At 43.0% G+C, this 17,558-nt stretch carries 15 protein-coding genes and 1 pseudogene; 10 read left to right on the forward strand and 6 right to left on the reverse strand.

Annotation, left to right across the window (positions count from 1 at the left end):
• Window positions 1-36 precede the first annotated feature (36 nt).
• Together ICL16_RS37660 and ICL16_RS37665 are read right to left on the reverse strand one after the other, a co-directional pair.
• Entirely contained in the window at window positions 37-1,236 is a 1,200-nt protein-coding gene (locus tag ICL16_RS37660) for an argininosuccinate synthase (protein ID WP_190836692.1), read from the reverse strand.
• A 136-nt stretch (window positions 1,237-1,372) separates the two neighbouring features.
• Entirely contained in the window at window positions 1,373-2,326 is a 954-nt protein-coding gene (locus tag ICL16_RS37665) for a cation diffusion facilitator family transporter (RefSeq protein WP_190836693.1), read from the reverse strand.
• A gap of 374 nt (window positions 2,327-2,700) precedes the next feature.
• Between ICL16_RS37665 and ICL16_RS37670 the strand changes: the two genes are divergently transcribed.
• The 5 genes and pseudogenes from ICL16_RS37670 to rsmG all read left to right on the forward strand — a co-directional run bounded on the left by ICL16_RS37670 (window position 2,701) and on the right by rsmG (window position 7,476).
• Window positions 2,701-3,393: a hypothetical protein gene (locus ICL16_RS37670; protein ID WP_190836694.1), complete on the forward strand. Its 693-nt coding sequence runs from the start codon at window positions 2,701-2,703 to the stop codon at window positions 3,391-3,393.
• 183 nt (window positions 3,394-3,576) lie between these two features.
• Window positions 3,577-4,583: pseudogene (locus tag ICL16_RS37675) on the forward strand (glycosyltransferase family 2 protein).
• 185 nt (window positions 4,584-4,768) lie between these two features.
• A complete protein-coding gene (rpsB, locus tag ICL16_RS37680) occupies window positions 4,769-5,563 on the forward strand; it encodes a 30S ribosomal protein S2 (protein ID WP_190836696.1) in 795 nt (264 codons plus the stop codon).
• Window positions 5,564-5,689: 126 nt separating this feature from the next.
• The gene (tsf, locus tag ICL16_RS37685) at window positions 5,690-6,634 is read left to right on the forward strand and encodes a translation elongation factor Ts (protein ID WP_190836697.1); all 945 of its coding nucleotides are present in this window, start codon (window positions 5,690-5,692) and stop codon (window positions 6,632-6,634) included.
• 116 nt (window positions 6,635-6,750) lie between these two features.
• Window positions 6,751-7,476 (forward strand): 16S rRNA (guanine(527)-N(7))-methyltransferase RsmG, encoded by a 726-nt coding sequence (rsmG, locus tag ICL16_RS37690; RefSeq protein WP_202895918.1) that lies wholly within the window; start codon window positions 6,751-6,753, stop codon window positions 7,474-7,476.
• 61 nt (window positions 7,477-7,537) lie between these two features.
• Here rsmG and ICL16_RS37695 read toward each other — a convergent pair whose 3' ends face one another.
• From ICL16_RS37695 to rpiA, 3 genes are all read right to left on the reverse strand, one after another.
• Complete coding sequence (locus ICL16_RS37695; RefSeq protein ID WP_190836698.1) at window positions 7,538-8,281, reverse strand: superoxide dismutase; 744 nt, start codon at window positions 8,279-8,281, stop codon at window positions 7,538-7,540.
• Between the two features lie 97 nt (window positions 8,282-8,378).
• Window positions 8,379-9,560: an aldo/keto reductase gene (locus tag ICL16_RS37700; RefSeq protein ID WP_190836699.1), complete on the reverse strand. Its 1,182-nt coding sequence runs from the start codon at window positions 9,558-9,560 to the stop codon at window positions 8,379-8,381.
• 107 nt (window positions 9,561-9,667) lie between these two features.
• Entirely contained in the window at window positions 9,668-10,375 is a 708-nt protein-coding gene (gene rpiA, locus ICL16_RS37705; RefSeq protein WP_190836738.1) for a ribose-5-phosphate isomerase RpiA, read from the reverse strand.
• Between the two features lie 140 nt (window positions 10,376-10,515).
• Between rpiA and ICL16_RS37710 the strand changes: the two genes are divergently transcribed.
• On the forward strand, window positions 10,516-11,175 hold the full coding sequence (locus tag ICL16_RS37710) for an S-layer homology domain-containing protein (RefSeq protein ID WP_190836700.1): 660 nt from the start codon (window positions 10,516-10,518) through the stop codon (window positions 11,173-11,175).
• A 97-nt stretch (window positions 11,176-11,272) separates the two neighbouring features.
• Here the strand turns inward: ICL16_RS37710 and ICL16_RS37715 are convergent, their stop codons facing one another.
• Complete coding sequence (locus ICL16_RS37715; protein WP_190836701.1) at window positions 11,273-12,040, reverse strand: hypothetical protein; 768 nt, start codon at window positions 12,038-12,040, stop codon at window positions 11,273-11,275.
• A gap of 319 nt (window positions 12,041-12,359) precedes the next feature.
• On the opposite strand from ICL16_RS37715, the gene dxs reads away from it, so the two are divergent.
• The 4 genes from dxs (at window position 12,360) to ICL16_RS47495 (ending at window position 17,449) form a co-directional block, all read left to right on the forward strand.
• Window positions 12,360-14,264 carry a 1-deoxy-D-xylulose-5-phosphate synthase gene (dxs, locus tag ICL16_RS37720; protein ID WP_190836702.1) on the forward strand — a complete coding sequence of 635 codons (1,905 nt, stop codon included), beginning with the start codon at window positions 12,360-12,362 and terminating at the stop codon, window positions 14,262-14,264.
• Between the two features lie 93 nt (window positions 14,265-14,357).
• Window positions 14,358-15,419, forward strand: a complete 1,062-nt coding sequence (gene mtnA / locus ICL16_RS37725) for an S-methyl-5-thioribose-1-phosphate isomerase (protein ID WP_190836703.1) — start codon at window positions 14,358-14,360, stop codon at window positions 15,417-15,419.
• 360 nt (window positions 15,420-15,779) lie between these two features.
• Entirely contained in the window at window positions 15,780-17,333 is a 1,554-nt protein-coding gene (locus ICL16_RS37730; RefSeq protein ID WP_190836704.1) for an AAA family ATPase, read from the forward strand.
• Between the two features lie 14 nt (window positions 17,334-17,347).
• Window positions 17,348-17,449 carry a LuxR C-terminal-related transcriptional regulator gene (locus tag ICL16_RS47495; protein ID WP_337907199.1) on the forward strand — a complete coding sequence of 34 codons (102 nt, stop codon included), beginning with the start codon at window positions 17,348-17,350 and terminating at the stop codon, window positions 17,447-17,449.
• Window positions 17,450-17,558: the final 109 nt, after the last annotated feature.

The following is a 17,558-nucleotide window of genomic DNA, read 5'->3' on the forward strand; positions in this document are numbered from 1 at the left end:
ATGTAGAGACGCCCCGTCGGGGCGTCTCTACAACAATTATCTCGTTTGCTGCGACCAAATGCGAGTGGGTAGTCCCCAAACGTAGATAAAGCCTTCAGCCGCCTTATGGTCAAATTTATCATCAGCGCCGTAGGTTGCCAAGTCGGGAGTGTAGAGGGTATTTTCCGAACTACGTCCGACTATGAAGGCGTTTCCTTTGAACAGTTTCACCCGCACGGTTCCACACACGCGCTCTTGTGTCTTTTGAATAAAGGCATCAAGGGCTGCTTTAAGTGGACTATACCACAAACCGTTGTATACTAATTGACTGTATGTTTCTTCGATTCCGCGTTTGTAATGAGTTAAATCCGCTGTTAAAGTAAGGCTTTCTAAATCGCGGTGTGCTTGAACTAACACTGTCATGGCGGGAGCTTCGTAAATTTCCCGTGATTTGATACCTACCAAGCGATTTTCGATCATGTCGATGCGCCCAACACCGTGATTCCCCGCTATCTGGTTGAGGTGTTCGATTAGCTCAACTGGGTTTTTGTATTCACCGTTGAGGGTGGTGGGAATTCCTCTGTTGAAACCTATCTCAATATATTCTGGCTCGTTAGGGGTGTTGGCGATCGCCTTTGTCATCAGGTAAATTTCTTCTGGTGGTTCGATGGCAGGATCTTCTAAAACACCTGCTTCGATGCTACGACCAAGAAGGTTACGATCTATGCTGTAAGGAGAAGATTTTTTTACTGGTGAGGGAATGCCGAATTTTTCTCCATAGGCAATGGTTTCTTCACGGCTCATGCCCCATTCCCTTGCTGGTGCTAATATTTTGAGATGGGGGTTCAACGCGGCTACAGATACATCAAAGCGTACCTGATCGTTACCTTTACCAGTGCAACCGTGAGCGATCGCATCAGCTCCATATTTTTCTGCTGCTTCTACTAATACCTTGGCAATCAGCGGACGAGCAAGGGCAGTACCCAAAGGATAGCGATTTTCGTAGAGGGCGTTGGCTTGAATGGCTGGAAAAGCGTAATCTTTGACAAAGCTTTCTTTGACATCCGCTACCAATGATTCTTCCGCACCCGATTTTAGAGCTTTTTCTCGGACTGGCTCTAATTCATCACCTTGACCTAAATCTGCCGCTAGCGTAATTACTTCTTCCACACCCCACTCTTGCTTAAGGTAAGGAATGCATACAGAAGTGTCTACTCCGCCAGAATATGCTAGAACAACCTTTTTTGCGCGCCCCATGTATTTATACGTTTCTTGAAAACAACGAATTAACCGACTATTATCTAACTTATCGACGAGATTTCTAGTCTATAATTGTACATATTTTAATATTTGTAAATTATTGGTAACGTAGAGACGCCCCGCCGGGGCGTCTCTACATGCGGGATAACATGGAGAATAAATCTTGGTTAAATAAAGGATGGATGGGCGCGGCAGTGCGGCTAGTTAGCTGCAAGGTGGTTTCTGTAATCCCCATTTGCTTGAGATGAGTTTGCAACTGCAACACTAGGCGATCGCGTTCCTCAACAGTGGTGCAATCTACGGTAAGATGAGCGCACAACATCACCTGATTGGAGCTAATGCGCCAGATATGGAGTTTTTCTACTTCAACAACACTCTGGAAAGATTTGAGAGAAGCCTCCACCGACTTTGGCTCAATGGATAAAGGAGCATACTCTAAAAGAATATTCAGACTTGCTTGTACTAGTGGTATGGCACTTTGGAACATAAAACCTGCAACCACTACACTCACAGCAGCATCCGCCCACAACCAATCCCAAAGGTGAACCATGATTGCAGCTAGAATCACACCAACAGAGCTAGCAGTGTCGGCGATGAGGTGAACTAATGCGCCTTGCAAGTTTAAGTTGTTGTGAGTGTGGGGATGAAGCAATGTAATATTGAGTAGATTGACGAGCAAACCCAACGCGGCGATCGCTAACATTGGTAAGTCTAAAATTGTTTCTGGATGGGCAAAGCGGTGAATAGCTTCCCAACAGATAACAACAGCAATTAACAGTAAACTTAAGCCATTTATCAAAGCAGCGATAATTTCGATCCGGCGATGTCCAAATGTTGCTTTACCCGTAGCTGGTTGTTGTGCTAACCAAGTGGCAAAGAGTGATATTCCTAACGCTCCTACATCAGAAAGAATGTGTCCCGCATCTGCCTGTAGAGATAAGCTGTGACTCCATAAACCCACACTCCACTCGGCGACAAAAAATGCCGCAAGTAAACCGATGATCCACATTAAATGCGTTTTTTGCCGACTACGAGCCATGACAATATTATCTGCACACTCGCATTCGCACTGTTGAGCTAAAAGCATGATCTAAAATCAACCCTGTTTCAACCACATTTGTAGCATATGCAATGCCAATTGTAAGTTGATTGATGGACACTGCTTGAGAAGTGACGCGCTTAATTGCTGTGCAAGTTCCTCGTTTTTCAACTTGAATAGATTATTGAACCGCCTCGGCGCTGAGAACGCAGAGGAAGAGAGAATGAGGAACTTTCTTGGAGTTGTTGGTATTTTAATCTATATTTTCACGTTTTATCAAAAATTTATGGTAACTATTACGTATTTTCACGTAAAGTCACAGAAATTTTATATGTTACCTCTGAATTTTTCCTTATTATTTTGGATAGGACACACTTTTGTCTGATAATTCAGTAATTTTATTTAGATAATATAAGTAACTTATGCTACGCAAAAGTCTTGCTTGGCTTGCTCCATTAGCTTTAACTTTAGTCGGTGTTGGGTCGAATTTACAAAGTGTATCTGCACAGAGTACTGATGATGGCTATGATTTGAAGGAGTTTAGCATTACCTATGATGTATTGGCTAACTTTGGTCCTGTGATCAATCCGCAGTTAAACGTTCTCAATGTTGAACTTACGGGTGAAAGTATTGGTAATGCCCCTTTTGGATTAACTAACTTTATTAGCAGGAATTACGGCAGGTTTGAGACTCGTGGAAGCCAGATCTTTGGCACGTTTGATGCAAATCCAGCCGTTTTTGGCATAGAAGGTGAAATACGTGGCGACGTTTACTTCAGCAATGATCCCAATAATCCTAATCAGTTATTTGGAAGAGCCAGTGACACCGCTTTAATTGATTTGGAGCAAAATACTATTAGGGGTGGTGGTACAATAGCTATCTTTGATGGAGCAGGTGTATTTAAGAATGCTACAGGTATTATAACTTTTACCCAAGAAGACACACTTACTCCAGGTTCACCTGAAGGACCTTTATCCTCTAGAGGAGAGGCTACACTAAATTTCTCTATACGGGTTCCTCGTCAGGTTCCAGAACCAACTGCTACTACAACTTTAATCGCTATGGGTGTAACTGGAGCAGGTTTAGTGCTGCGCCGCAAAGGTACTTTTAACTAGAACTACCCCTCCCTCATCCCCCTCGTCCCCCTCGTTTCCACCTGGGAATGCCTAAGTCGAGGCTCCGCCTCGCATTGCCGCACTATGGAGGCGGAGCCTCCGTGTGGGCATTCCCATGCAGAGCATGGGAACGAGGACGAGGACGAGGAACAGTGGTAGCGTGTAAGCTGTCCTATCCTGGAGATGGGTAGTTGTGTTGTGGGTGAGTTGTGTTTTTTAGCGTTGTTATTCCTACTTATAATCGTCAGCCAATTTTGTCCAAGTGCCTCAGAGCTTTGGAGGCGCAGTCTGTAGAGACGTTGCCTGCAACGTCTCTACAAGGTTACGAGGTTGTTTTGGTGGATGATGGTTCTACTGATGGTACTTTGGAGTGGTTGGAAGCACACAAAGACGAGTTTCCCCATGTGCGCACTTTTCGGCAAAATCATGCAGGACCAGCTGCGGCGCGGAATTTGGGAGTAGAACAGGCGTTGGGTGATACAATTATTTTTATTGATAGTGATTTGGTGGTGACGGAAAGTTTTTTGCAGGCTCATGCTGATGCGCTTGTGGAAGGACAAAAGAAGTTGGGGAGCGATCGCTTCTTCACATATGGTGCAGTGATTAATACCTGCAATTTCGACCATCCAACTTCTGAACCCTACAAATTAACAGATTTTTCTGCTGCTTTTTTTGCTACGGGAAATGTGGCAATTCCTAAACACTGGCTCAAAGAAGCTGGACTTTTTGACACTTGTTTTCAACTCTACGGATGGGAAGATTTAGAACTAGGTGTCAGGCTGAAAAAGCTGGGTTTAAAATTAATTAAATGCCCAGCAGCAGTTGGTTATCATTGGCATCCACCTTTTAGGTTGGAGCAAATTAAGAGCTTGATTGATAAAGAAATTCAACGCGGACGGATGGGAGTTTTATTTTATCAAAAGCACCCTACATGGGAAGTGCGGATGATGATTCAAATGACTTGGTTACATCGCTTATTATGGGGAATTCTTTCTCTAAATGGCGTTTTGAATGAACAAACAATGGCTCCATTTTTACGTTGGTTGATTAATTTAGGTAAACCCCAATTAGCTTTAGAAATAGCCAGAATTTTTCTCAATTGGTATAACGTAAAGGGAGTTTATGCTGCTTATTTTGAAGCTAAAGAACCCCCCAACCCCCCTTTACAAGGGGGGCACGGGGGGATCTGACATCAACCGTCAACTGTGTTTTTTCTTTAATTAAGGTGGGCATTGCCTACTATTAACCATTAACAATTGACAATTTTATGTGTTATGCTTAAAGGGTTGTCTAAACTCGCACATCTAGGAGTTCGGGTGTTTCCAGTAGTGGAAATACGCCTAGATGGAGGTTTAACCCGAATAGGAGTAAAAATATGCCAGTTGTTTCATTGGCTCAGATGATGGAGTCTGGGGTTCACTTTGGTCATCAAACCCGTAGATGGAATCCAAAGATGTCTCCGTACATTTATACCTCCCGCAACGGAGTACACATTATCGACTTGGTGCAAACAGCCCAGTTGATGGAAGACGCATACAGTTATATGCGTACACAAGCAGAATCAGGTAAGAAGTTCCTATTTGTTGGTACTAAGCGTCAAGCAGCAGGAATTATTGCTCAAGAAGCAGCTCGTTGTGGTTCTCACTACATCAATCAGCGCTGGTTGGGTGGAATGCTCACCAACTGGACGACGATCAAAACCAGAGTAGATCGTTTGAAAGATCTAGAACGTCGCGAGGAAAGTGGCGCTTTAGATTTGTTACCAAAAAAAGAAGCCTCGATGCTACGTCGGGAGATGACTAAACTGCAGAAATACCTGGGCGGTATTAAAACCATGCGGAAAGTTCCCGATGTGGTGGTAATTGTAGACCAGCGACGGGAGTATAACGCAGTTCAGGAATGCCAAAAACTAGGAATTCCCATTGTGTCCATGTTAGACACAAACTGTGATCCAGATGTAGTAGATATTCCCATCCCAGCAAATGACGATGCCATCCGGTCGATTAAGTTAATAGTCGGCAAATTGGCGGATGCGATTTATGAAGGTCGTCATGGTCAATTGGATGTGGAAGAAGACTATGAAGATTACGAAGGCGCTGAGGAAGAATATGAATACGACGAAAGCGATTATGCTGACTCGTTTATTCCCGACGACGAAGAAGAAGAATAAATAGAAGAGTGGTTAATGGTTGATGGTTAATTGTTCATGGCAATCAACAATTAACCATTAACCATGATCAATTTTGGTAAACTCGTGAGCAATTACCACTGACAGTTCAGTACGACCGGAGGCAATATGGCGGAAATATCTGCAAAAATAGTCCAAGAACTACGCCAAAAAACTGGTGTGGGCATGATGGACTGTAAAAAGGCGCTGAAAGAAAATGAAGGCGACATCGAAAAATCCATAGAATGGCTCAGAAAAAAGGGTATAGCTAAAGCAGATAAGGGAGCAGGACGCATTGCGGCAGAAGGTCTAGTAGATAACTATATTCAACCTGGTGGTCAGGTTGGTGTACTAATAGAAGTAAACTGCCAAACTGATTTTGTTGCCCGTAATGATGCTTTCAAAGCTCTAGTTCAGAATTTGGCAAGGCAAGCAGCAACTGTTGACAGTGTTGAATCTCTGTTGACTCAACCCTACATTGAAAATGAAAGTGTGACGGTTGATCTGTTTATTAAGCAAACCATCGCTCAATTGGGTGAAAACATTCAGGTGCGTCGCTTTGTGAAGTTTGCACTCCCTGAAGGCACACAAGGAGTAGTAGATAGCTATATTCATACTGGTGGTAGAGTTGGTGTATTGGTTGAACTAAACAGCCAAAGTGAATCAGTGGCTGCAAGTGAGCAATTCCAAACCCTTTCACGGAATGTCGCTATGCAAATTGCGGCTTGCCCTAATGTTGAGTACGTTAGTGTGGATGAAATTCCCGCTGAAATTGCTCAAAAGGAAAAAGATATTGAAATGGGGCGCGATGACTTGGGCAACAAGCCACAGAATGTGAAAGAAAAGATTGTTCAAGGACGGATTGACAAACGCCTCAAAGAAATGACTTTGTTAGATCAGCCTTATATCCGTGACCAAAGTACTACGGTGGAAGAGCTAGTGAAGCAAAGTGTATCTCAACTAGGTGAAAATATTCAAATCCGTCGCTTTGTTCGCTACATTCTGGGTGAGGGCATTGAGAAGCAGGAAAGCAACTTTGCTGATGAAGTAGCTGCACAAATAGGCAGCAAGTAATTAGTCATCTGGTGAAAAACAAGCTCAGAGACGTTCCGCCGGAACGTCTCTACACTTTAATCTGTGTTTTAGCAGTTTGAATTGTGAACGATTTGATATTGCCTTCTTTGCCCCAGATGAATGAAATCTGGCAGCAGACGCTTAATTGGCAACCAACGCAAAAACAACAGGAGCAATTTCAGCGGTTTTATGAGTTAATTCTGGATGGTAACCGCCAGATGAATTTGACTCGTATTACCGAACCTGTGGAGTTTTGGGAAAAACATCTGTGGGATTCTTTGCGGGGAGTTGCGCTACTGTTTTGTTCTGCTGATGGGGAGACGTTCCAACGGAACGTCTCTACGGTGATTGATATTGGTACAGGTGCGGGTATTCCTGGTATTCCGTTGGCGATCGCTGTGACTGATTCTGTTGTTACTCTACTGGATTCCACACGCAAAAAAATTAATTTTATCGATACAATACTTACTAGACTTGAATTAGATAATGTCAAAACTATTACAAGTAGAGCGGAAGAAATAGGGCAAGATCCGCAGCACAGACAAACCTATGATCTGGCATTGGTTCGCGCTGTAGGAACTGTCACTGTCTGTGCTGAGTATGCTCTACCATTGCTCAAACAAAATGGTTTAGCTGTAATTTATCGTGGTAATTGCACAAAAGAGGAAACTACATCTCTAGAAAATGCTGTCCAACAGTTGGGTGGCGCTGTGGAATCAATTGAACAATTTACTACTCCCCTTAGTCAAAGTATTCGTCACTGTATTTATTTACGCAAGGTAGCAACCACACCTGCTAAGTTTCCCCGTGCTGCTGGTGTGCCGACACAAAAACCGCTTTAAAACTGATGAATTGCTAATGGTTAATTACAATTAACCATTGACAATTAGCCATTAGCATTTACTACGCAGTTTTACTTGCTGCAGCAAACCGCGTGTTAATCTCATCCCAGTTAAGTACGTTCCACCATGCATCTAAGTAATCAGTGCGGCGGTTTTGGTACTTGAGATAGTATGCGTGTTCCCACACGTCATTACCCATGATCGGATACTTTCCTTCACTTAGAGGAGTGTCTTGATTGGGTGTGGTTGTAATTTCTAGTTTGCCACCATTGTTGCGAGCCAGCCAAACCCAACCACTACCAAAACGTTTCCCACCAGCTTCGTTAAACTGCTTTTTGAAGTTGGCAAAACTACCGAAGTTTTGATTGATGGCAGTAGCGAGCGCTCCTGTTGGTTCTCCGCCACCTTGAGGCTTCATGATTCTCCAAAACATTGCGTGGTTTACATGACCTCCTCCATTATTGCGTACTGTTGTGCGAATATCTTCTGGAACGCTGTTGAGATTGCGCAACAAATCTTCAACACTTTTACCTTTGAGTTGTGGATGTTTATTTAAAGCCTCATTCAAATTTTTTACATAAGTTGCATGGTGCTTATCATGGTGAAACTGCATAGTTGCCCGATCAATATGTGGTTCGAGGGCTTCGTAAGGATATGGTAGTGGTGGTAGTTGTATAGTCCCTGCTGCGCCTTGAGTTGTCTGGTTTCCACTAGAGTTATTTTGTGCCAGCGCACAAGCATCTAAGGCAAAAGTACCTGCTCCTGCTCCCAGTATAAACAAGAAATGGCGACGATTAATAGTCATAAAAGTTACTACAGTCAAGTCAAATACTGTTTTTATTTTCTTAGATTTAGGTACAAATTATTGATCAATTTACTCGAATCATGACAGGGGAAGTACACTAACTTTGCCATAAACGTTGCACCGCTGTGCCCCCTAGCATCTGATGTGCTTGGGCAAGTAAGGCAGGAATTTTCTCCGCGTGGGGACTGCGGCTAAGACTTTGCCGTAAGTCTAAGTTGTGTAGGTTGTCGGCTTTGTTACCCGGAAACCAGTGACTACCATTGCCAAGTAGATTGTAGCGCATTTTGGCGTATTCTACCAGATCGTAGGCGAGTGCTAGATTTAACAGCCACAAAATTATGGGAATATTTACGAATCCAGGGGTTTGTTGAAAAGTTGGCAAATTGACGTGCCAGGTTTTTACCCAATCTTCGCCGAGAGTGGCGATCGCAACTTGATCTAATCTTGCCAAAATAGGTAGCAAAATTTCTGATGCATTATCCAGCAAGTCTAAAGTTTTTAAATGTTCGTCAAAGTCTTGTGGTTTTGCTGCCCCTAAACTTAAGGTATGCACTTGGGAATGACTTAGACAAAACAAGTCATTAAACACCATCGGAGATAAGGGAGCGCAAAGATTAACTAATTTTTGCGGTGGTTTATATAACATCCCTCCTTTGTCAGATGGACTAATGATAAAAACTCCCATATCGTGATGAGTAGCCGCTTCGATTGCCGCCCAATTAAATTGGTTAATGTAATACCAGTGCAAGTTAACGTAATCAAATTGGTTAGTATTAATTGCCTGGATAATAGTATCTGTTGCTCCATGCGTAGAAAAGCCAATAAATTTAACTTTTCCCTGTGCTTGTAATTTTTTTGCCACATCCAAACAGCCTCCAGAACGGATGCTGTGTTCTAAAAACTCAGAATTGTTGATGCCGTGCAACCCTAGTAAATCAACATAATCTAAGCGGAGATTTTTGAGTGATTTTTCAAAGTTACTTTGAAATTCTTTCGCATCTGCCTTAGGACTTACTTTAGTTTGCACAATTAACTTTTCACGGTTAAATTTTGGTAAAATCTGCCCTAACTGCATTTCGGAACTGCCATAACCACGAGCGGTTTCAATATGATTAATTCCTAATTCTACTGCCCGTCGAATCGTCGCTTCTAAGTTTTCCTGGTTTTTGCGGGGTATTAGCCATTGCGGTACATCCTGCCATTTATATTGGTATCTCATCCCACCGCAGGAAAAGACTGGCATTTGTAATTCTGTACGTCCGAATCGTCTGTATAACATAAAATTTATTTTAGATAATGGCTAATGGCTAATGGTGTTTTACAATTAGCCATTAGCCATCATCAATTAACAATCATCAATTAACAATTAGCTCTACTCTAAAATTGCTACAATTCTCTCACTAGTGGCTGACCGTCTTTGACTTCGCCAACCAAAACTAAATCTACGCAATTGACAAAGATTCCATTTTCCAAAACACCGGGAATGTTATTCAGTGTTTTTTCTAAATTTCCCGGCTCATCGATAGTAGCAAATTTTACATCAATTACCATATTACCTTGGTCGGTAATTACTGGACCTGCTTTTTTCACACCCATACGCAGTTCTGGTTTACCACCAAGTTTTTCAATGATCTGCATTACAGGGGATATCGCCATTGGTATAACTTCTACAGGTACAGCGAAAACTGAGCCGAGTCTGTCAACTAGTTTACCGCTATCTACCACAACGATAAATCTATCTGCTAGGTAATCTACTACTTTTTCGCGGGTATGTGCGGCACCGCCACCTTTAATTAAATTCTTTTGTGGGTCTACTTCATCTGCGCCATCAATGGCAATATCAATGTGGTCAATAGCGTCTAAGGTGGTGAGAGGGATGGAATACTGCTTCGCCAACACTTCTGCTTGAAATGAAGTGGGTACACCAACGATATCTTTGATTTCGCCAGACTTGAGGCGATCGCCAATATACTCGATAGCATAAGCGGTAGTTGATCCTGTACCCAATCCCACAATCGAACCTGATTGTACCAAGGCGGCGGCGGCTTTGCCAACTTCTTGCTTCATCACCTTTACCGGATCTGCTGCTGTCATTCCCACTACTCCAAAAAAGCTAACTATGTCAATAGTAGAGGTAGATGACACCAACACCTCATAAATTAAGTATTGTGAGGGAACTTTATCAGTGTATGTAACTACTTATAATTATTGAGAAAAATAACTCATCAATAGTTATGCGTCAGCTTCTTGGTGGTCTTTTCTTAGTGATATTACTGCAATATCCAGTAACTGTTTATGCTCAGGTACAACCATCTGATGCGATCGCACAAGTGGTTGCTGCTAAGTTGATGAATAATTATCCAGATGGTAACTTTTATCCAGAAAGGTTTATCAGTCGTGCAGAATTAGCCTCAATGATGGTGAAAGCATTTCGACTTGATAAACGACTTGCTGTGAAGAAAGAAAATTTAGTAGTTCCAGATGTACCTTCTTCGCACTGGGCATATAATGATATCCAAACAGTTTTGAAAACTGATATAATGAGAGGTTACAGAGGTAAACTTTTCTTCCCCAATCAAAGAGTGACAAAGGCAGAAGCTTTAGCAATATTTGCCCAAGCTTATGGTGTATTCCAGTTTCCCGATGAGACAGTTAATGAAATTCTTGCCCCATATCAAGATGCAGCGTCTATCCCAACTTGGGCAAGAAAAGCGATCGCCACAGTCGCAAGTGAAGGATTTATCAAACCAGACACACAAGGTAATATTTCTCCTTTACAACCAATGACTCGTGGAGACATGGCTTACGTACTAAGTAAATATTTGCAAAGACAACAGCAACAACCGCAAACACCAGAAGCACCAGCTGCGCCGATTAATCCAGAGAATAGATAGAAGAGTGGGGGAGAGAGGGAGTGAGGGAGAAAGGGAGTAAGCAGATTCAAATTCTCCTGTGCCCCCCTACTCCCCTACTTCCCTACTCCCCTACCCCCTAATAAATATAAGGTGCCCAAACTGGCGTACCTACCTGGAGACTCCCAGCTTCTTGTTGAGTGAAATTGGGACCATCGGGATACTTTTGCAGTCGCCACCATTGACTAGAGTCGCCGTAAGCATCTTGAGCTATATTAGACAGATAGTAGTTACGAGCAATGTAGTACCATTCTCCTGCTTGATTGCCATTATCACCGCCTTGACCACAATTATTAACTAGGTCAAATTTGTTAATATACTGTCCTCTGAGAACCCTGGGTTGTAGTATGCCCACATAATCTCTATCTCTGACATCATTAACGTCAATGAATACTGTACTACCTGTACGCATGTAAATCCCTTGATTGACGAAATCAGAAGGATAAATTGGGGTAAAGATGGTGGAATTATTTGGTCCTCTTTTCACTGTGCGACATGCACCCAATGCTTGAGTGGTTTGAGAAAGCCGAGGCTCAAAACTCCTGGTATGTAAAGGTGCTATTGTCGAAGTTGGCTCGTGCTGCTCTATAATAGAGTTTGAACTACTTGATGTAGAAATACTGTCAGCTAACCGAGAAATACTGTCAGCTAGTTTAGAAAACGCTTCTACTAATGGAGAATCATTTTCAGACTGAGATGGAATTGATGGTGAAACCTGCGCTACATAGGGGGCTGTTGTAATTGTGGTAGCCCTTGCGGGCATGGGTAAACTGCATATTGTGCTTAACAATACAGCTACAGAAGCAACAAAGGCAAGTATTTGTTGCCAGCGACATACTTTGAACATAACCTCTCCTGATTTATTCTCAAAAACAAACACCGATCCAAAACCGTTTCTACTTAATTGGTGTTCTCCCTGATGACGAAGTTATATTTATACATACCCAATAATTTTTATACCAAAAATTATTGGGTATGCATCGTGGTTTCAACCTTTAAAAATAGCAAAGAGCGAAACTTTACTGTCCTATGCCTCGTATATTCTACCAGGCAATTTAGTAACTTTATAAATTGATAAAAATACAGCTGGCGATAATTCAGCTGACGACCCCACCTACCGTGAGACAATCAAAATAGAATTAAAGAAGAGAGGAAAACTCTATAGTATGCACTTGAGTGAAATCACGCATCCCAACCAGTTGCACGGTTTGTCAATTCGGCAGTTGCAACAGATTGCCCGTCAAATTCGGGACAAGCATCTACAAACTGTAGCAGCAACCGGGGGACACCTCGGACCAGGGTTGGGTGTTGTAGAGTTAACACTAGGGCTTTACCAAACACTAGATTTAGATCGTGATAAAGTCATCTGGGATGTAGGACACCAAGCATATCCGCACAAACTGATTACAGGGCGATATAGCAATTTTGATACTTTGCGGCAAAAAGATGGAATTGCAGGTTATCTCAAACGTTGTGAAAGCAAGTTCGATCACTTCGGTGCGGGACACGCTTCCACCAGTATCTCAGCCGCGTTGGGTATGGCTTTAGCGCGAGATTTGAAAGGGGAAAAATTCAAAGTAGCCGCCATTATTGGTGATGGTGCGCTCACAGGTGGTATGGCATTAGAAGCAATCAACCACGCTGGACATATGCCCAAAACGAACCTGTTAGTTGTCCTCAACGACAACGAGATGTCAATTTCCCCTAATGTTGGCGCGATTCCGCGTTACTTGAACAAAATACGCCTCTCGCCACCAATGCAGTTTCTCACGGATAACTTTGAGGAACAGTTTAAGCAAATTCCCTTTGTTGGCGAATCTTTTTCTCCCGAATTGGGACGGATCAAAGAAGGTATGAAGCGCTTAGCTGTCCCGAAAGTGGGCGCAGTATTTGAAGAACTTGGCTTTACCTACTTTGGACCGGTGGATGGGCATAATTTAGAGGAATTAATTGCTACCTTCCAACAAGCACATCAAATACCAGGACCGGTTTTGGTGCATGTAGCAACGGTGAAAGGTAAGGGTTATGAAATTGCCGAGCTTGATAAAGTAGGTTATCATGCCCAAAACCCATTCAATGTAGCAACTGGCAAAGCGCTGCCATCTAGCACGCCCAAACCCCCAGCTTACTATAAAGTCTTTGCCCACACCCTAGTAAAACTTGCTGAACAAAACCCAAAAATTATTGGCATTACAGCCGCAATGGCAACAGGAACAGGGTTAGATAAATTACAAGCAAAGTTGCCAAATCAATATATTGATGTGGGTATTGCTGAACAACATGCTGTTACCTTAGCTGCGGGACTGGCAACTGAAGGGATGCGCCCCGTAGTTGCTATTTACTCAACCTTCCTGCAACGTGCCTACGATCAAGTAATTCACGACGTGTGTATCCAAAACCTACCAGTGTTCTTCTGCATGGATAGGGCAGGAATTGTTGGTGCTGATGGTCCTACTCACCAAGGCATGTACGATATTGCTTATCTACGTTGCATTCCTAACATGGTACTGATGGCACCCAAGGACGAGGCAGAACTACAACGCATGGTGGTGACTGGTGTTAATTATACTGATGGTCCCATAGCAATGCGCACACCTCGTGGTAACGGTTACGGTGTTCCTTTGATGGAAGAAGGCTGGGAACCTTTAGAAATTGGTAAAGGAGAAATTCTCCGCCAAGGTGATGATGTGTTGATGGTAGGCTATGGCACAATGGTAAATCCTGCAATGCAAGCTGCGGAAATTCTTAGTGAACATGGCATTGAAGCCACTGTGATTAATGCTCGTTTTGCTAAGCCTTTGGATACCGAGTTGATTCTCCCCTTGGCGAAGAAAATTGGACGTGTTGTCACTTTGGAAGAAGGTTGTGTCATGGGCGGTTTTGGTTCTGCTTTGGTAGAAGCTTTGTTAGATGCTGATATCGTGGTTCCTACCAAGCGCATTGGTGTGCCAGATGTTTTAGTCGATCATGCTCAACCAAATGAATCTAAGGCAGAGTTAGGTTTGACTAGCCCTCAAATAGCTCAAAGAGTTATGCAAGCTTTCTTTAAACAACTTTCTGCTGTGGGTTAAATCACAACAAGATCCCCGACTTCTTTAAGAAGTCGGGGATCTAGGAACGCTACGAAAGCTATAATACTGTCAAATTTAATAAAATCAAATTCCATGAATTCTCTCACAAACCAAGTATATCCAGTTATTTGGCACAATGACGAGGTTTTACTAATTGACCAAACCCGCTTGCCACATGAGTACGCATTTGTGGAAATTCGCCGTAGCGATGATATGGCGCGGGCAATCAAAACCATGATCGTTAGAGGTGCGCCAGCAATTGGTGTGGCAGCAGCTTACGGAATGTATCTTGGTGCAAGGGAAATTGAGACAGACAACCGCGATGAGTTTTTAACCCGCCTCGAACAAGTAGCCGAACAGTTGCGTTCTACTCGCCCTACAGCAGTAAATTTATTTTGGGCGATCGCTCGCATGTTGAAAATTGCCTACGAAACTCTGGGAACTGTAGACGAAATTAAACAAACTCTTTTCCACACTGCCCAAAATATCAACGCCGAAGATCTTCAAACCTGTCAGGCGATCGGTGATCATGGTTTAACAGTTTTACCCAATACCCCAGAAAAACTTACTCTTCTCACCCACTGTAACGCCGGAGCATTAGCAACCGCAGGTTACGGTACTGCTTTAGGAGTAGTACGTTCAGCTTTTCGCGAAGGGCGTTTAGAACGTTTGTTTGCCGACGAAACCCGCCCTAGACTGCAAGGTGCAAAACTCACTGCTTGGGAATGTGTCCAAGAAGGCATTCCAGTAACGGTAATTACTGATGGGATGGCGGCACACTGCATGAAACAGGGATTGATTCATGCGGTGGTTGTAGGAGCCGATCGCATCGCCGCCAATGGAGACGCAGCTAATAAAATAGGTACGTATAGTTTAGCACTCGTAGCCAAAGCACACAACATCCCCTTCTTTGTCGCCGCACCCCTTTCTACAGTAGATTTCTCTTTACCCAACGGCAGCAAAATCCCCATTGAAGAGCGTAATCCAGAGGAAATATACAAAATAGGCGACACCACAATCACACCAACAGGAGTAGAATTTTACAACCCAGCTTTTGATGTTACTCCAGCCGAGTTAATTGCCGCAATTATTACCGAATATGGTGCATTTGCTCCTGGTGAGTTAAAACATTACCAGGAAAAGCAACTTGTTTAGTAATAAAGTGAAGGTTACATATTCTTGGTATGTAGTAGCGCTTTAGCGCTTTTTAGACATCAGCGTAGCGAATTCAATAATTTTACATTTCGTTACACAGTTGTGTTTTTTCTCGCCTATCTAAATTATGATGAACCTTTTTTGTCTCACGCAAAGTCGCCTAGACGCAAAGAAGAACGCTAAAAAATATGTAAATAGCTGCTGTTGTACAAGCGCTGCATAAGTAACGCACCGATTATTGGTGCGTTACTGCTGTAAGCCATGACCTTACGCCATCCGACGTATACTCAGCTATGCGCTCCACTTATGAGTTACACTTATAGCATAAAACACGCACAGCCTACTAAATATTTATCATCCATGACTCGTTGGTTTAATACCGCAGGTCCTTGCCAAGCCGACATTCACTACATGGTGTCGCCAACTAGTCGATTACCAGACTTAAAGCAGTTGATTGAACAACGTAGCTATTTTGTCATTCATGCGCCGCGTCAAACAGGTAAAACTACGGCAATGCTAGCGCTAGCGTCCGAACTTACAAGTAGTGGACGCTATACAGCAGTTATGGTATCAGTAGAAGTGGGGGCACCTTATAGTCATGACCCAAGTGCCGCAGAACCGCCTATTATAGACAGTTGGTGGACAAGTGCCCGGTTAGATTTACCTTTTGATTTACACCCCCCGAATCAATGGAATGAAGGGCAGCCAGGAAGAAGAATTCAAGCTGCTTTACAGGCTTGGGCACAAGCAACGAAGAAACCATTAGTATTATTTATAGATGAAATTGACTCTTTACAGGATGAAGCGCTAATTTCATTTCTGCGCCAATTACGTGATGGCTATCGTGGGCGTCCTAAGAACTTTCCGTTGTCCGTAGGGTTGATTGGCTTGCGAGACGTGCGTGACTATAAAGTCGCTTCCGGTGGGAGCGATCGCTTAAATACAGCGAGTCCTTTTAATATCAAAGTACGTTCCCTAACATTGAGAGATTTTAATGTAGCTGAGGTGCGAGAACTATACCAGCAACATACCGACGATACAGGGCAAGTTTTTACAGAAGAAGCTATCGATATGGCGTTTGATTTGACTCAGGGACAGCCTTGGTTAGTAAATGCATTAGCCAAAGAAATTGTCGAACAGATGGTAAAAGATACAAATGTAGCAATTACACATGAACATTTTTTAAAAGCTAAGGAAATACTGATAGCACGTCAAGACACTCATCTTGATTCCCTTGCTGAAAGACTTCGAGAACCAAGAATAAAAGCAATCATCGAACCAATACTAGCAGGGTTGGAACTAGGGGATGTGCCTAATGATGACATCCAGTTTGTTATCGATCTGGGTTTATGTAAAATGGACCCGCAAGGTGGGTTAACCATTGCAAATCCCATTTACCGGGAAGTCTTACCCAGAGTATTAACAGTTACACCGATGGCTTCTTTGCCTAAAATTGCACCTACTTGGTTAACGAAAGAAGGTGAGTTGGATACTAAAGCTTTACTGCAAGCGTTTCTAAAATTCTGGTGTCAACACGGTGAACCGTTACTAGGTAGTACGGTATACCACGAAATTGCCCCCCATCTAGTACTAATGGCATTCTTACATCGCGTCGTTAATGGCGGTGGAACTTTAGAACGTGAATATGCGATTGGAAGCGATCGCATGGATATATGTTTAAAGTATGGAAATGTAATATTAGGAATCGAATTAAAAGTTTGGCGGGATAAAAAAGGAGATCCACAATCCAATGGTCTTGAACAATTGGACTCTTATTTGGCACGCTTAGGATTAGATTCTGGCTGGTTATTTATTTTTGATCGCCGTTCAAAGGCGCTACCAATCGAAGAACGCTTATCAACACAAATTACAACCACAAAAAGCAAACGTTCTGTCACCGTTATACGTGCTTAGTTAAGAGAAATGTCGTGAGTAACCAGCAGATTAGCACTACCCTAAATATTGTTGAGAGTACTGTCAGGTTCCATGCCAATAATATTTTCGGCAAGCTGAACGTTAGCGATGTCTGACGACAAGCCGCTGACGCTCGAAGACTCGCTACCGCTGACGCTCGAAGACTCGCTAACGCTAACGCGTCTACGCACACAAGCGGTGGTGATTGCCGTGAATCGGGGGATG

Origin of the sequence: Iningainema tapete BLCC-T55, assembly GCF_014698965.1 — a bacterium.
GTDB classification, from domain to species: domain Bacteria; phylum Cyanobacteriota; class Cyanobacteriia; order Cyanobacteriales; family Nostocaceae; genus Iningainema; species Iningainema tapete.

Coding starts and splice junctions, on each gene's coding strand:
- rsmG (WP_202895918.1), top strand. CDS start 6,751: ATGAATGAAATCTGGCAGCAGACGCTTAATTGGCAACCAACGCAAAAA.
- mtnA (WP_190836703.1), top strand. CDS start 14,358: ATGAATTCTCTCACAAACCAAGTATATCCAGTTATTTGGCACAATGAC.
- rpsB (WP_190836696.1), top strand. CDS start 4,769: ATGCCAGTTGTTTCATTGGCTCAGATGATGGAGTCTGGGGTTCACTTT.
- ICL16_RS37665 (WP_190836693.1), bottom strand. CDS start 2,326: ATGCTTTTAGCTCAACAGTGCGAATGCGAGTGTGCAGATAATATTGTC.
- ICL16_RS37700 (WP_190836699.1), bottom strand. CDS start 9,560: ATGTTATACAGACGATTCGGACGTACAGAATTACAAATGCCAGTCTTT.
- tsf (WP_190836697.1), top strand. CDS start 5,690: ATGGCGGAAATATCTGCAAAAATAGTCCAAGAACTACGCCAAAAAACT.
- rpiA (WP_190836738.1), bottom strand. CDS start 10,375: ATGACAGCAGCAGATCCGGTAAAGGTGATGAAGCAAGAAGTTGGCAAA.
- ICL16_RS37710 (WP_190836700.1), top strand. CDS start 10,516: ATGCGTCAGCTTCTTGGTGGTCTTTTCTTAGTGATATTACTGCAATAT.
- dxs (WP_190836702.1), top strand. CDS start 12,360: ATGCACTTGAGTGAAATCACGCATCCCAACCAGTTGCACGGTTTGTCA.
- ICL16_RS37730 (WP_190836704.1), top strand. CDS start 15,780: ATGACTCGTTGGTTTAATACCGCAGGTCCTTGCCAAGCCGACATTCAC.
- ICL16_RS37715 (WP_190836701.1), bottom strand. CDS start 12,040: ATGTTCAAAGTATGTCGCTGGCAACAAATACTTGCCTTTGTTGCTTCT.
- ICL16_RS37660 (WP_190836692.1), bottom strand. CDS start 1,236: ATGGGGCGCGCAAAAAAGGTTGTTCTAGCATATTCTGGCGGAGTAGAC.
- ICL16_RS37670 (WP_190836694.1), top strand. CDS start 2,701: ATGCTACGCAAAAGTCTTGCTTGGCTTGCTCCATTAGCTTTAACTTTA.
- ICL16_RS37695 (WP_190836698.1), bottom strand. CDS start 8,281: ATGACTATTAATCGTCGCCATTTCTTGTTTATACTGGGAGCAGGAGCA.